This window comes from Capnocytophaga sp. oral taxon 864 (genome assembly GCF_002998835.1).
In the GTDB taxonomy this organism is placed as follows: domain Bacteria; phylum Bacteroidota; class Bacteroidia; order Flavobacteriales; family Flavobacteriaceae; genus Capnocytophaga; species Capnocytophaga ochracea.
Map to the genome: position 1 here is coordinate 2,094,169 of NZ_CP027232.1, position 14,783 is coordinate 2,108,951.

Sequence of the window (14,783 nt, forward strand, 5' to 3'; positions counted from 1 at the left end):
GGACTGATTGAAGATATGATGCGCTCGGATATCAAACTCTTCAAACGCGACGCCTACCTCAAAGAAGGTGGCTTCACTGTAATGAATTACTTTGAATAACAATGAATAAAAACGCTAAAATATATGTTGCAGGACACAAAGGTTTAGTGGGTTCTGCTATTTGGAAGAATCTTTCACAAAAAGGATATACCAATTTGATAGGCAGGACAAGTGCCAAACTCGACCTACGTGAAGCACAGACTGTCGCTCAATTTTTTAAAGATGAAAAACCCGATTATGTCTTCTTGGCTGCTGCCAAAGTAGGTGGCAATTATGGCTAACAACACCTATCGCGCCGATTTTATCTACGAAAACCTGATGATTCAAAGCAATGTAATTCATTCGGCTTATGAAAATAAGGTGAAAAAATTACTGTTCTTAGGGAGTACTTGTATCTACCCTAAGGAAGCACCCCAGCCTATGAAAGAAGACTGTTTGCTCACTTCTCCGTTAAAATATACCAATGAACCCTATGCCATTGCTAAGATTGCGGGCATCAAGCTATGCGAGAGTTACAACCTACAATATGGCACTAATTATATTGCTGTAATGCCTACCAATCTCTATGGGCCTAACGACAATTTTCACCTCGAAAATTCTCACGTATTGCCAGCGATAGTACGCAAAATACATTTAGCAAATGCCTTGCTTAAGAATGATTGGGAAGCAGTAAAAACAGATCTCAACAAGCGTCCGGTAGAAGGAATAAGTGGTAAAAACAACCAAGAAGAAATAAAAACAATCTTATCAAAATATGGTATTACAGCCGAAACAGTTACGCTATGGGGTACAGGCACTCCTTTGCGTGAGTTCTTGTGGAGTGAAGATATGGCTGATGCTTGTGTGTTTCTAATGGAACGCATCAATTTTAAAGATACATATCCTGCTAATGCCAATGAAGTCCGCAACACCCACATCAATATTGGTACAGGTAAGGAACTTCCTATCAAAGAACTCGCCTATATGATAAAAGAAACCATTGGCTATCAAGGAGAAATACTCTTCGATAGCACTAAACCCGATGGCACAATGCGCAAACTCACCGATCCTACTAAGCTACACCAGCTAGGGTGGAAACATTCCATAGAACTCCAAGAAGGAATTAAATTGATGTATGAGCATTATTTAGCAGAATAGAGATTATTTCCTCTTTTTGCTTAGCTTAAAAATAAAGTGATAAATCTCTTTAAAACAATGAATTGCATATAGAACAAAGAAAAATTTTAGTAAAATGTTTGTAATATTTAAAATATTTTTTGTAATTTCGCCTTCCCTAAAAAACAATTGACTTTTTACTAAATTTTAGCATTAAACACTATTACTTATGACCGAATCTACTTTAAAAATTAGAAACTTTTCTCCTAAACGTATGCTCAAAGGAGATGACTATCTGAAAAAAGAGCATAACAGTATTCACAATGCGCTGTTTTTGCCTATTATGGTTGTTGCTTCGTTTTGTTACTACGCAGCCCATACCAATATTGAGAAAAGTATTCTTGTTTATTTGGCGCTTGTCTTTGATATTTTCTATTACATTCTCACAAGGCTCATCTTTAATTATCGTCTTCAAAAGCATTTACAACAAACAATACCCAACTATCAGTTTTGCGGAAATTTATGGTTTGTTAATTGGAATGACAAAGCTCTACAGCAGGCTTGGCAAGAAAAGTTGTTTATTCTTGTTGATAAAAAAGAAATCACAAAAGAAAAACTCAAGCAAATTATAAATGTTTATAAAAACAAGAAAACTTCAAGATTAGCCTATCTTTGGTTGATATTTTTGATAAGCGCGAGTATCTTATTTTGCATGCTTTTGGTAACAATGAAATCACATCACAAATTGGCAGATGTTCATAAATGCAGAAGAAGACATCTGCCAATGAATATGCACCACTTTACAAAGACAGATGTTTTGCAAAATCAAAGCTTCTTATAATTAATTTTTTTCATATTCTTTAATGTGAATTTGGGCTAAGAATTTTAAGATTCTACTTAAAGAGATATGTGAAACAATAAAAAGCTGTCCTATCTCAGGACAGCTTTTTTATTGTTTTAATAGATACTATACTATTTGATAGCTTCGTAAGCACGAATAGCTTTGTCGAAGCGGTCGTTTACACTTTCTAAAGTGTAGAGACCATCGGCATTGGCTTTTACTCCTTTGAGTTTTAGAGGAAATACTACTGGTGGATTTTGCATATCCAATAGTTCCATTCCACGCAATTGTTCGGTGGTTTGGTATACAATGTTTACCGATACAAACTCTTTACCGCTGTTGTCTACCCATTTTTCAAACACGAGTTTGCTACCTATTGGAGTTTTCTTTTCAATAGATTTAGGCAAACTGTATTCTTCTACTTCCAAAGCGGCATTCACGCTGGCAATGTTAGAATCGTGACCGCAAAGGAATGTGAACTTGCGGTTTTTGGCGTTGAGCTCGTCTTTCATATACACTAATAGTGGGTGTGCTACGTTCACAGCTACGATAGGAGCGGTGAAAAGTACATCGCCATAGACATCTTTTACCTTAGCGATTTTCTCCCAGTCGGAGGTGGTGAGGTTGTTGCCAAATGCTGCTTGCACAGGGTCTTTATCTTCATAATACTGCAAGATAAAAGCATCGGAAGCGGAGTTAGCTAACTTCAACGAACCTTTCATATTAGGTTCATCGCCTTTTTCGAGTTTCAACTGAGTGTTGTAATCGTTGAAAGCACACACTTCACCTGATTTACAAGCGGGTGAGTTCTTCAAATCGAGTACTTTTTCCAAGAGTTGGTAAGAGTCTTTCAAACCCTCGTTGATGCCCACAATGCCTTTTTTACCTCCCATCGCAGCGATTTCTTTCATTGCTTGTGCTTTGAAAGCAGGGCTACTTTTGGTAAGCGCAGGGAAGAACACAGGGTCCATTTTGCTGGGGGTAAAGCGGTGGTTGATATGCAAATTGGCTACGGGCATAAATCCTGAGGAGAAATATTGTGCCGTCGCAATGGTGCGTTGCATACTATTAGCATAGAAATTCACTTCATCAACAGAGGGAACTGCATTTTCGGCAAAGAGCCCTTCGGCTACTGTCCATTTGCGGAAAAACTGACCCATAATGGTTTCGAGTGCTCCCCCACGAAGGGTGAGTTCACTGGGGGCTGCGCTCCATTTTATCCACTCGTGAGGCGTCATTTTTTGCAAGGTACTCCCGTTCACTGATAGAGAGGAGCGAATGTTATGACGGCTGAGGATCACCACTTCTTTGAGCTTGTATTGGCTTTTAAAACTTTCGGAGCGGTTGAGTTGTGCCATCGCTAAGAGCGGACACAAGAGGAGTAGTAATGCTTGTAGAGTTATGATTCTTATTTTCATACTGTGTTTTAATTAGAAAATTTGTTAGGTTCAACTTTGCCAAAGCTCGTAGCACGAGATGCTATTAAAACTTTGGCAAAGTATGTGATGTAAAAGTAATTGCCTGTGTGGCTCGCACTTAGAATTTGATTTGCAAACGAGTTTCGATAAGACTTAGATTGGTGTCGGGAATGCTTTCACGGTAAGTAACACCGGTGTAGGAAGCACGTACACGCCAAATCATATACTTATTGATATAATAGTTGAAGGTAAGTGAATAATCGTTGAGGCGACCTCCTAAGATACCCGCTTTAGGGTCGGATAAGTCGGTGTAGTTATAACCAGCAACGAGTTCCATAGCACCAGGTCTGGGAGTAGCGATACCTCCATCGATATCAGTATATTCGTAAGGGTTTCCTTTTACGATAGCACGGAACATACCATAAGCACCACTTGCTTTGAAATTATCGAAACCACTCTTGCGATTTACATTCACATAGTAATATTGGGCTTCTAACCCTAAACGACCACGCGCAAAGAGCAATTCGGGGGAGAATTTATAAAGGAAAGTAGCGTTATCAATAGTTGCTTGTTGTGCGGTTACCTTAGCGATACGAGTAGGGAAAGGTGTTTTGAGCACATAAGAGTTGTGGTTAAGTGCTGGTGTTTCGTTATAACGAGGTGTTTCGAAAGCACCTGAGAGTCCTACGTGAAAAATCTTGCCTTCTTCACGTTGTGGGCGATAGAGCAAACGGCTCATCATACCCATACCTTGGTCGCCTGTAGCATCAGAGCTTTTCTTCATCGTTTCACCTTCGGCAAAGAGGCTTAAAGTACCCATAAAGTCATCTTTTTGGTGTAAGAGCATCAAACCGATGAGACGAGAATTGAAGAAAGCCTCGTTACTTTGGGGTTCTTCCATCGATATTTTGAAAGAAGAGCTGGTGGCACTTTGCATACCGAATTGGTGTACGAAATAACCTCCACGCAAAAGTGTGTGTTTGCTGAAACCGTATTCGATAAAGATATCCTTAGGAGAAACTTTGCCATAAGCAAAGCCGATATCTACTTTTCCTTTCCAATTACCATAGCGTACGCCTAAGCCCATACGCACATCGGGGATAGCTACCCCACTTACAAACTTATCTTTTTGCTCATTGGCATTGAAATAACCAGCGTCCAATAAAATACGTCCTCCGGGTTTTACTTCTAACTTTTCTTCGGGTTTAGGAGCTTCCTGTATAGGTGTAGCGGGCATAGGTTCGGTGGTATCGGTAACGGTGGTTGGTTCTTCTTGGGCATAGGTATAGCCCACAGCCATTAGGCTGAACATCATAAAATATATCTTTTTCATAGTTTTAAATTTTATTTAGTCATACGTTCACTTTTCTTTACTTTGCCTTTTTTTACAAGTCCTTCAAACTCTTTTTTAGCTTTTTCGAGTTGTTTCATAAAGGCATCATTGGCGTGGAGGCGCGCTACTACGGCACTAGCTACGAGACGAGCGGCATCTACATCACTTTGGAAATGGTAACCACAAATCACGCGACTTTGTCCCATTTCATATCCGCGTTTGAGGATTTCGTTTTGTCTATCCACATTGATTTCGGCAAGCACCAAAGCGGTAGCCCACCCGATAGCGGTGTGACCAGAGGGATAAGAACCGTTGGTAGAGAGTTCTTTTTGTTGTTCGGGATTGCAAGTGGTCTTTTCGTAGAAAGCAAACGGACGCACGCGCATATAGTGTTCTTTGGCGGCACGAGTAGCGAGGTCGCCCGCATCTTCGCGCATATTTACTACGAGTTTGAAGATTTCGGGAGTAGTTTCCTTAGAAATCTTGATGCCAAAAGCTTCGGAAAAAGCATTAGGCACACCAGGACCCTCTACGCGAGCATCGGATACAGCTTGCTCACCACGAGGGGTACGGCGTTGCATTAAGCCCCATTGGTATTGGGCTTCGTCGTTAAGGAAGAGGATACTACCTGGTTGAGGAGGAGGAGGTAGGAGTTCAAGACTGTTTGCCACCTCACCTATTTGCAAGAAGTAGAGGTCGGGTTTGGTTCTTACGTCTTTGATTTTCTCTTGTGCGAATGTAGTTGCCATCACCGATAGCAAGGCTACGAATAATAATGTTTTTCTCATCTTATTATACAGTTAAAATTTATTGTATTCTCTTTTGGAAGGTATTTAGGTTTTAAAAAACACTACAAATGTAGAAAGAAAAGAATAAATGTGCAAATTATTTCAAAAAAATATTTACTAAAAAAGAAAGAAATAAAAACAAATATGGTGATTTTGTGGTTTTTAGGTGTGAGGTGCGAGCCGCATAGGCGGGGGAGAAATGAGAGAATGAGAAAATGAGAGAATTAGAGAATGAGGAAATGAATAGTGATAAAAATCATTTTTTGACAGGTCAGCCTTGTCGGACAAATTGGATAGGTTAGAGAGAGCGGAAAGAAACAGAAGAAATCGAAAGAGAGCTGAGAGAAATTTTGGTGAAAAAAGGGTGTAAGGAGGGTGGGGGTAGCTTATAGAGAGCTTATAGGAAGCTTATACGAATCTTGGACGATTGGTATAGAAAGGGTGTATAAGTAATTGACTCATAGTATAATACAGCGATGCAAAAAATGGTGAAAACGGGGTTTCGAGGCGAAAGAAAAGGGAATAGGCACTAGGCCTTAGGCCATAGGCAATAGGGGGAGTATGACGGGAAAGGGAAGGAATGACGAGGAACGAATGACGAATGACGGAGGTAATAGGGGGAATGTAGGGACGGAAAGGTGAAGGTAAAACGAAGGTAAAGAGGCGGTAAAACGAGGCTAAAGCGAAGTTATTGCTTGTAAAAAAGCCTTAGTAGCGCCTTGTTTTTCGTTTATATATTGGCGATTGATATTGCCTATAGCGATGCGCTTTTCGGGTGAAGTAACAAGGTTATTCATCACCTGAGCGAATTCTTCTTTACTGCTTACGGAGAGAACGCCTCCTAAGGTGACTAACTCCTTTGCTTCATTGAACTTTTCATAATTCTTACCGATGACTACAGGTACCCCAAATACGGCGGGCTCTAAGACATTGTGTAAGCCCGTAGAGCCCATTCCACCTCCTACATAGGCTATATCGGCATAGCTGTACACTTTGGTGAGAATGCCTATGGTATCGATGATGAGTACGTCGTAATCAGAAAGGTTGAGAGAGTCTTTCTCGGAGAATAGGGCAACTTTACGGTTTAACTTCTGCTGGTTGTGTTTGAGTTCTGCGATATCGGTAGGGTGAATATTATGAGGGGCAATGATGAACTTCACTGGGGCAGTGCAAGTATTGATATATTGCAAGTAAATGTCTTCGTCGGTAGCCCACGAACTACCGAAGACCACACATAGATTGTTTCCTTTGAACTGCTCTACAAAATCTAAATGGTTGTCTCGTTCCAATATTTCAGCTACACGGTCGAAGCGGGTGTCGCCACTGACAGTTACATTATTGAAGCCTAAGTTTTTAAGTAGTTGCTGAGAAGGCTCGTTCTGCACGAAGAAATGAGTAAAGCAATGAAGGGCTCGGCGCATCATTCCGCCGTAAGGCTTGAAGAAGATTTGATTTTTGCGAAAAATACCAGAGAGCAAATAAGTGGGTACTTGTGCTTTTTTGAGCTCGGTAAGGTAATTAACCCAAAACTCGTATTTCACAAAAATAGCCATTGCAGGATTTACCATTTGCACGAACTTGTGGGCATTAGCGGGTGTATCAAGGGGAAGATAGACTACTATATCGGCATCGGGGGTGTTTTTGCGCACCTCGTAGCCTGAGGGAGAAAAGAAGGTAATGAGTATCTTATAGCCCTGTTTTTTCAGGGATTTGACAACGGGCAAACCTTGTTCGAACTCGCCGAGAGAAGCGGTATGTATCCACACATAGCGGGTATGAGGGGCGAGTTTTGCGGTAAGGGTAGTCCATACGGTTTTACGTCCGCTTACAAAGAGGTGTATTTTTTTGTTGAATAGGGCAACGAGGGGGAGGATTGCCTTGATGATATAAAGAGAGAATGTGTACATTTTAATGATGAATTACGAATGACAAATGACGATACAAGGCGCAAAGGTAGTAAAAAAGGGGCAATAAAAAAAGCGCAAGCCGTCGGCTTGCGCTTTTTTCACTTGTTTTATTTATCTGTTTACAATGAGTTTTCTTTAGTGAATTTTACAATTTCGGAAATACGTCCGAAAGCAACGCCCACTACTGTATCGGCAGCACCGTAGTACACTGCTACTTTGTCTTCTTCGATAGAATGCAAGGCAGCACAAGGGAATACCACATTAGGCACATCGCCGGTAGTTTCGTAGAGAGTGGCAGGCGCCAAGAGGTAAGGCTGTGTACGAGAGACTACCTTGCTTAGATTGTTGAGGTCTAACAATGCAGCCCCCATAGAGTAGCGGAAACCGTTGCAAGTGTTGATTACCCCGTGATAGAATAATAGCCATCCGTCTTTTGTTTTGATAGGCACAGCTCCTGCTCCTATTTTGGTACATTGCCAAGCGCTATCTATAAAAGGTGTTACTTTCATCACGCAGCGGTGTTCACCCCAGTATTTCATATCGGGGCTATAGCTGATGAAAATATCACCGAAAGGTGTATGTCCGTTATCACTTGGGCGGCTAAGCATTGCGTATTTACCGTTGATTTTCTCAGGGAAGAGCACACCGTTGCGGTTGAAAGGCAAAAAGGCATTCTCGCATTGGAAAAACTCTTTGAAATCAAAAGTATAAGCAATCCCGATGGTAGGACCACAATAGCCATTACACCAAGTTACCCAATAGCGGTCTTCGATAAACGTTACGCGAGGGTCGTACTTATACTCAGAATGAAGGAAATCAGTATTACCACCTTTCATCACGATAGGTTCGTGGTTGATTTCCCAGTGAATAGCATCTTTACTGAAGCCAGCAAAAATGTTCATTTGTACTGCTTTGTTGTCGCAGCGGAAAACCCCTGCATAGCCGTCGCCAAAAGGCACAACAGCCGAGTTAAAAATACTGTTAGAGGTAGGGATATCATACCTACCGATAATAGGGTTTTCAGAATAACGCCACATTACATCGGTACAACCCGCAGGGCGTTCTTGCCAAGGAATTTTTTGACTCATTATTTTTGTTTTAGTTATTAGCTATTCTGTCTTTTTGCCTGTCCTACCACGACCTACAACTACACTGTTTTCTTTATCAATTCTGTGATAAACGCTATTTGCTCGTCGTCAAGCTCGGTGTGCATAGGCAGAGAGATGACTTCTTGTACTAATTTATTGGTAACACCAAAATCAGCTTCGTTATAAGAGCTGCGGGTATAGGCTTTTTGGGCGTGCAATGGTATAGGGTAGTAAATACCAAAAGGCACTCCGTTTTCACCCAATACTTTAGCGAGTTCATCGCGTTTGCCATTAGTGATGCGGAGGGTATATTGGTGGAATACGTGGTCGTTACCTTTGGCGATTACAGGGGTAATGATATGAGGATTGCCTTTAAGAGCTTCGGTATATTTGCGAGCTGCTTCACGGCGGCGAGTATTATAATCGTTTAGGTGAGGGAGTTTGGCGCGCAATACAGCCGCTTGTAAAGAGTCGAGACGAGAGTTTACCCCTACTACATCGTGGTGATAACGCACATACATACCGTGATTTACGATACCGCGAAGAGTGTAAGCCAAGTCATCGTCATTAGTGAAGATAGCTCCTCCATCGCCATAGCAACCGAGGTTCTTAGAAGGGAAAAAAGAGGTTGCCCCTACGTGACCGATAGTTCCTACTTTTTGTTTGTGTCCGTCGGCAAAAGTGTAATCGGCACCAATGGCTTGCGCATTGTCTTCAATCACAAAGAGGTTATGTTTTTTAGCCAAAGCCATAATAGCTTCCATATTAGCTGGCTGACCGAACAAATGCACTGGCACTATGGCTTTCGTGCGAGGAGTAATAGCTTTTTCTATTGCCTCGATGTTGATGTCGAAAGTATCGTCGTACACATCTACCAATACAGGGGTGAGTTTCAGTAGGGCAATCACTTCCACAGTTGCAGCGAAGGTAAAATCAGCAGTGATAACTTCATCGCCTTCTTTGAGTCCGAGACCCATCATAGCAATTTGGAGGGCATCAGTACCGTTGGCGCAAGGGATTACGTGTTTCACGCCCATATAGTTTTCCAATTCCTTTTGAAAGGCTTGTACCTGAGGACCATTAATAAAAGCTGTGGTGCTGAGTACTTCCTCAAAAGAGGCTTGTACTTCGTTTTTAATTCTTTCGTACTGACCTTGTAGGTCAACCATTTGTATTTTTTTCATATGTCGAATATTATTAATCGTTCGTTTTTAATCCCTAGTTGTTTATGTTGCTTTGCCACGACTTTTGTCAAAGTCCTAATAGCCCGTCGCACTACGACTACGTAATGCCTACCGCGCCACAGTTCTATAGCTATTAAACACAGCCTTCCACAGTGCAAAGATACAAAAATATTTTGAATTATATAAAAATATCCCCCTTCTTAACACATAAGGGTTGACTCACCTTTGTAAGCCAACCCTTATGCTATTAAAAAAACTTCTTATTCCTAAAAATATTTCAACTTCTGTGTGAAAATCGTTACACGCTGACCGTTAACCGACATTGTTTTCTTTGTCCAGTTGTTCTTCTTGTCATACACAAACTCGTAAGTCTCTGTTTTAGTAACGTTACCATCTTTGTCAAAGTATTTAACCTCCACCTCATTGTTGTTTTTGTCAAAAGCTGAAACAACTCTCTGTTTCAAAGCGTTATCTTTGTCAAACACTTGCTTTTCTACCATATTCCCTTTGGCATCGTAAGTATATACCGTTTTGCTGGTAAGCTCGTCCTTTGTGAATTTAGACTCTTCCGATAATTTCCCCTCAGGAGTATACTTATAAGTAGTTTTATCTTGGCACATTCCTGCTATACAATCCGTGCGTTCTACAAGCTGATTCTGTTCGTTATAAACATTTATTCGGCTCATAAAAATATTCCCGTCGGGCGTCTCTACATCGTGCTTGGTAAGGTTCCCTTTTTCGTCGTACTCATACACATTCTTAGAAAGCAACGTGTTCGAATCATCTCTCGAAGCCGACTCTATCATATTCCCGTCTTTGTCATACACATCCACGAATTTAATCGTCATTCCATTTTGCTTCGATTGCATTTTCACAACAGTCCCCTTTTTGTCAAACTGCGAAAAAAGCTCAGAGTTCATCGGTATTTCTTCTCCGTTTTCACCAATTTGAATACCCGATTGCACAACCGTTTTTACTTTCCCTTTCAGCTGAGCACGCTCCCAACCATTCTTTTTCTGACTCTGCCCAAAAGCTACAGTAGTAGCTAATAAGGCAATAGCTATGATTCTTTTCATAATAATGTTCTATTTAAAATAATACTTTTTTGGGGCGCAAAAGTACAAAAGATTTCTAAATGTACCAATACGCCATATCTGACTATTCACCAAAACTATGCCAAAACAAAGTAAAATGATGATAACAAAGCTCCGCTTGTTATATTTATAACTAAATAGCTATCATTTGTTTCTCTTTTTAAAGAAATTTTCTATCCTTATTTAACCTCAATTCGATGTAATAAAATAGTATTTTCAATCACCCGTCGTACTACTTTCAATCAACTATCGTGCTACTTTCAATCACCCGTCGTACTACTTTCAATCACCTGTCGTACTACTTTCAATTACTTGTCGTGCTACGACCTCACCCCTTTTCCGTCCCTAATTCCCCCTTTGAAGGTAGCCAGCGACAGCTGGGTATGTGTAAAGGGAAAGGTTTCTTTTGATTTTCCGTCACACTCCCTCCTAGTGCCTATGGCCTAAGGCCTAGTGCCTCTTCCTATTTCTTTCGCCTCGAAACCCCGTTTTCACCATTTTTTACATCGCTGTATTATACTATGAATCAACTACTTACATACCCTTTCTATACCAATCGTCCAAGATTCGTATAAGCTTCCTATAAGCTCTCTATAAGCTAACCCCACCCTTCTTACAGATATTTTTTACCAAAATCTCTCTCACCTCTCTTCCGTTCTCCTCCGTTTTCTTCCGAATCTTCCTAATAACCCCAACCTATCGCTTTTTCATCTCAAACTTTGCCAAAGTTAATCGCCTGTCGTGCTACGACCTTTGCCAAAGTTGAATAAACTGACAATACCTCCGCTGGTTTACAAGGCGCAGCCTTGATTTTGTTTAAATTTTGTTTGATTTCTGAGGCACAGCCTCATTCCCCTAACACAACCTCGCACCCCATTTTCTCATTTACTCATTTTCTCTGCCTATCGCTTTTGCGTCGCAATTCCTAGTGCCTATGGACTAAGGCCTCGCTCCTAATTTTTAACCCTTATCCTACTACGACTTGCTAATTTGCTAATTACGTCGTATCTTTGCACCCAATAATAAAAGAAAACATCAAGAATGAATACACCGCAAGAATTGTGGCACAACAAGTAATTAGTAATAAACACCGCAAACTTTGCCAAAGTTGAAACCCACTAAAAAATGACAGTAAAGATAAAAAACCTATCAAATAACGAGCTCCCTTCATATCAAACCGAAGGAGCGGCAGGCGTAGACCTAAGAGCTAATTTGCCTAACAGTAACATCACCTTACAACCCTTAGAGCGCACCCTCGTGCCTACCGGCTTATTCTTAGAAATACCCGAAGGTTATGAAGCACAAGTGCGTCCGCGTAGCGGTATGGCAATCAAGCACGGCATTACAGTAATCAACAGCCCAGGTACTATCGATTGTGATTATCGTGGCGAGGTAAAAGTTCCTATCGTAAACCTATCCAATGAACCCTTTACCATTGCCCACAGCGACCGTATTGCCCAAATGGTATTTGCCAAGTATGAGAAAGCTACTTTTGAAACTGTAACCGAGCTTTCACAAACTGAAAGAGGTGCCGGAGGCTTCGGAAGTACGGGAGGTAATTAGCAGATTATAAATGACAAATTACGAATTGAAATATGAGTTACAAACTATCATTTGCGGAACGGGCAAAGTTAGCTATGGAGATACTATCCAAGCAGCCTCCCGTTACCTTAGAGGAAGCAAGGGAACAAGCTCGCAAAGTGAGGGAGCGAAGTACTTCAAAAACGAAGAAACAGCGCGCCTTAGCCTTAGTAAATGGATAGAAGCTAAACACCATCTCAAACTTTGCCAAAGTTCTTGCCTGTGCGGCTCGCACCTTTGGCAAAGTTAAAAATCTTATTAAAACACTATGAAAAAAATCATCTTAATCCTTACAGTCTTGCTATTGGTGAGCTGTAAAACCAAACAAGCAGTAGTAACCCCCGTTGGCAGAACAAGCGTTGATAAACAAGCCAAAGAAATTGTCAACCGCCACCTAAAATCGTTTCCTGCTTTTAAAACACTTAGCGCTAACCTGCAAGTAACTTATAAAGACGGTAAGAATGAGCAGAGTTTGCCTCTATCTTTCCGTATGGAGAAAGACAAAACAATATGGATATCCGCTCCTTTGGGAGTAGCCAAAGCACTCATCACCCCCGAAAAAGCCGAATATTATAACCGTTTAGACAGTTCTTTTTTCAGTGGCGATTTTAGCTATATCAGCAAACTGTTAGGCATTGATGTAGGTTTTAACGAATTACAGAACCTATTATTAGGCAATGCGCTTTACAGTCTCAACTTTAAAAGCGAAGGTTTTATCAAGCTCCTCCCTGAGGACAACAACCGCTATAATATTGAAGTCACCGGCGAGTCGCCCGTAGAAGTGATTTACCGCTTTTTTCCTGATAATTACCGTGTGGAGGTTACCGAAGTAAATCATTTGGGAGCAAACCAAAAGGCAATAGCAACTTACAGCTATCAGCAAGTGGGGGAACTCTTATTACCTCTCTCCATTAAGATAGTTGCCAGCGAGGGAGAGAATAGCACCCAAATCACTTTAGAGTTCAAAGGATTGGATTTAGATAAAAAACTGTCCTTCCCTTTTAAAATTCCATCGGGAATGAAAGAAATAACAATAAACAAGTAACAAATGTGTCGCAAACTTTGTCAAAGTTCTTGCCTGTGTGGCTCACACCTTTGGCAAAGTTAAAAATACGTTAAACTGTCCGTCGTGCTACGACCTATGAATATACTAAAAATCACACTGCTTTTGCTTTGCTTTCCGCTACTCCTTACAGCGCAAACTAAGCAAAAAGAATTAGAACAACGCAAGAAGGCACTGCTCGAACAAATCAAGCAGATGTCCGCTTTACGCCAACAACAAAGTCAGCAACACAAAACTACCATTCAGCAGATAGAAGTTGCTAATGAGAAGATATTAGCGCGCACACGCCTAATACAAATCAATCAGCAACAGGCGAATTTGCTTTCCAAAGAAATAGCTGACAACGAGGAACAACTGCGTACCCTCAAAAAAGAATTGGAATATCACAAAGGCGAATACGCTAAGATTATCAAACAGTCGTTCAAAAGTAAATCGGCACAAAACCGATTGTTATTCTTGCTCTCTTCCGAAAGTTTTTCGCAAGCCTACAAGCGATTGGCTTATATGAAACAGTATGCCAACTATCGCAAAGAGCAGGTGAGCCTCATACGAGAAAAGACTGATAAAATAAAGACTATCAACAATACTTTGGTAGCCCAACGCAATACTAAAAACCAAGTATTGGAAGAGCAACGCCAAGAGCAAGCTACTTTGGAGACTGAGAAAAAGGAACTGGAAGTGTTGGCTACCAATATCCGTGCTGCAGAGCGCAACTACGAAGCACAGATACGCGAAAAACAAAAACAAGCTAACGCTATCGACCGCGAAATACAGCGCCTGATTCGTTTGGCTATTATAGAGGCAAATAAACGTGAGAAAGAGCGTTTAGCTGCTTTAAACAGAGGAAAAAATGCTCCTAAAACTACTTCTTCCCCTTCCTCAGGTTCTAATACTGAAATTATTTTTGTACTTACTCCCGAATCGCGTAAAGTAGCCGATAGCTTCGAAGCCAACAAGGGTAATCTTATTTGGCCAGTGGCAAAGGGCTACAAATCGCAAGGTTTTGGGGTGTATTACGACCCTGTATATCCTGAGTTGCAACATTACAATAATGGGGTAACCATTGCTACTGAAAAAGGTTCAGAAGCCCGTTGTGTGTTTGAAGGCGAAGTATCAGCCATACAATCGATACCAGGAAGTAACAAAGTGGTGCAGGTACGACACGGTAACTACATCACTATTTATTACAATCTCACTGATGTGTATGTAAAGAAAGGAGATAAGGTAAAAGCCAAAGAGCCTCTTGGCAAAATCTTCACCGATAGCAATGGCAAGACTGAAATGAAGTTCTTTATATATAAAAATACTACCCGCCTCAACCCCGAATTCTGGATACATAAAATGTAATAACA

The 14,783-nt window shown here is 40.9% G+C and carries 12 protein-coding genes and 1 pseudogene; 6 read left to right on the plus strand and 7 right to left on the minus strand.

The window, feature by feature from the left end:
• Positions 1–101 precede the first annotated feature (101 nt).
• Positions 102–1,176, plus strand: a pseudogene (locus tag C3V44_RS09385) (GDP-L-fucose synthase family protein).
• 187 nt (positions 1,177–1,363) lie between these two features.
• Positions 1,364–1,975: a hypothetical protein gene (locus C3V44_RS09390; RefSeq protein WP_106096284.1), complete on the plus strand. Its 612-nt coding sequence runs from the start codon at positions 1,364–1,366 to the stop codon at positions 1,973–1,975.
• Between the two features lie 131 nt (positions 1,976–2,106).
• Here the strand turns inward: C3V44_RS09390 and C3V44_RS09395 are convergent, their stop codons facing one another.
• The 7 genes from C3V44_RS09395 to C3V44_RS09425 form a co-directional block, all read right to left on the minus strand.
• Entirely contained in the window at positions 2,107–3,393 is a 1,287-nt protein-coding gene (locus C3V44_RS09395) for a histidine-type phosphatase (RefSeq protein ID WP_015781958.1), read from the minus strand.
• Positions 3,394–3,511: 118 nt separating this feature from the next.
• On the minus strand, positions 3,512–4,726 hold the full coding sequence (locus C3V44_RS09400; protein WP_009750631.1) for an OprO/OprP family phosphate-selective porin: 1,215 nt from the start codon (positions 4,724–4,726) through the stop codon (positions 3,512–3,514).
• 11 nt (positions 4,727–4,737) lie between these two features.
• Positions 4,738–5,514, minus strand: coding sequence for a phosphatase PAP2 family protein (locus C3V44_RS09405; RefSeq protein WP_002674231.1), 777 nt, complete (start codon positions 5,512–5,514; stop codon positions 4,738–4,740).
• A 677-nt stretch (positions 5,515–6,191) separates the two neighbouring features.
• The gene (locus C3V44_RS09410; protein WP_106096285.1) at positions 6,192–7,421 is read right to left on the minus strand and encodes a 3-deoxy-D-manno-octulosonic acid transferase; all 1,230 of its coding nucleotides are present in this window, start codon (positions 7,419–7,421) and stop codon (positions 6,192–6,194) included.
• Positions 7,422–7,540: 119 nt separating this feature from the next.
• On the minus strand, positions 7,541–8,509 hold the full coding sequence (locus tag C3V44_RS09415; protein WP_106096286.1) for a glycoside hydrolase family 130 protein: 969 nt from the start codon (positions 8,507–8,509) through the stop codon (positions 7,541–7,543).
• A 59-nt stretch (positions 8,510–8,568) separates the two neighbouring features.
• A complete protein-coding gene (locus C3V44_RS09420; RefSeq protein ID WP_106096287.1) occupies positions 8,569–9,693 on the minus strand; it encodes a DegT/DnrJ/EryC1/StrS aminotransferase family protein in 1,125 nt (374 codons plus the stop codon).
• 266 nt (positions 9,694–9,959) lie between these two features.
• Positions 9,960–10,769 (minus strand): RHS repeat domain-containing protein, encoded by an 810-nt coding sequence (locus C3V44_RS09425; protein WP_053581295.1) that lies wholly within the window; start codon positions 10,767–10,769, stop codon positions 9,960–9,962.
• A gap of 1,143 nt (positions 10,770–11,912) precedes the next feature.
• On the opposite strand from C3V44_RS09425, the gene dut reads away from it, so the two are divergent.
• The 4 genes from dut (at position 11,913) to C3V44_RS09450 (ending at position 14,778) form a co-directional block, all read left to right on the plus strand.
• A complete protein-coding gene (dut, locus tag C3V44_RS09435; RefSeq protein WP_002674355.1) occupies positions 11,913–12,350 on the plus strand; it encodes a dUTP diphosphatase in 438 nt (145 codons plus the stop codon).
• A 10-nt stretch (positions 12,351–12,360) separates the two neighbouring features.
• The gene (locus tag C3V44_RS09440; protein ID WP_106096288.1) at positions 12,361–12,618 is read left to right on the plus strand and encodes a hypothetical protein; all 258 of its coding nucleotides are present in this window, start codon (positions 12,361–12,363) and stop codon (positions 12,616–12,618) included.
• Between the two features lie 18 nt (positions 12,619–12,636).
• On the plus strand, positions 12,637–13,413 hold the full coding sequence (locus C3V44_RS09445) for a DUF4292 domain-containing protein (protein WP_106096289.1): 777 nt from the start codon (positions 12,637–12,639) through the stop codon (positions 13,411–13,413).
• Positions 13,414–13,509: 96 nt separating this feature from the next.
• Positions 13,510–14,778 (plus strand): murein hydrolase activator EnvC, encoded by a 1,269-nt coding sequence (locus C3V44_RS09450; RefSeq protein ID WP_009409901.1) that lies wholly within the window; start codon positions 13,510–13,512, stop codon positions 14,776–14,778.
• The last annotated feature ends 5 nt before the right edge of the window (positions 14,779–14,783 follow it).

Bases quoted from the DNA above. Each gene is read 5' to 3' on its own strand.
- C3V44_RS09450 (WP_009409901.1), top strand. From the start codon at position 13,510: ATGAATATACTAAAAATCACACTGCTTTTGCTTTGCTTTCCGCTACTC.
- C3V44_RS09395 (WP_015781958.1), bottom strand. From the start codon at position 3,393: ATGAAAATAAGAATCATAACTCTACAAGCATTACTACTCCTCTTGTGT.
- C3V44_RS09410 (WP_106096285.1), bottom strand. From the start codon at position 7,421: ATGTACACATTCTCTCTTTATATCATCAAGGCAATCCTCCCCCTCGTT.
- C3V44_RS09415 (WP_106096286.1), bottom strand. From the start codon at position 8,509: ATGAGTCAAAAAATTCCTTGGCAAGAACGCCCTGCGGGTTGTACCGAT.
- C3V44_RS09400 (WP_009750631.1), bottom strand. From the start codon at position 4,726: ATGAAAAAGATATATTTTATGATGTTCAGCCTAATGGCTGTGGGCTAT.
- C3V44_RS09390 (WP_106096284.1), top strand. From the start codon at position 1,364: ATGACCGAATCTACTTTAAAAATTAGAAACTTTTCTCCTAAACGTATG.
- C3V44_RS09445 (WP_106096289.1), top strand. From the start codon at position 12,637: ATGAAAAAAATCATCTTAATCCTTACAGTCTTGCTATTGGTGAGCTGT.
- C3V44_RS09405 (WP_002674231.1), bottom strand. From the start codon at position 5,514: ATGAGAAAAACATTATTATTCGTAGCCTTGCTATCGGTGATGGCAACT.
- dut (WP_002674355.1), top strand. From the start codon at position 11,913: ATGACAGTAAAGATAAAAAACCTATCAAATAACGAGCTCCCTTCATAT.
- C3V44_RS09420 (WP_106096287.1), bottom strand. From the start codon at position 9,693: ATGAAAAAAATACAAATGGTTGACCTACAAGGTCAGTACGAAAGAATT.
- C3V44_RS09425 (WP_053581295.1), bottom strand. From the start codon at position 10,769: ATGAAAAGAATCATAGCTATTGCCTTATTAGCTACTACTGTAGCTTTT.
- C3V44_RS09440 (WP_106096288.1), top strand. From the start codon at position 12,361: ATGACAAATTACGAATTGAAATATGAGTTACAAACTATCATTTGCGGA.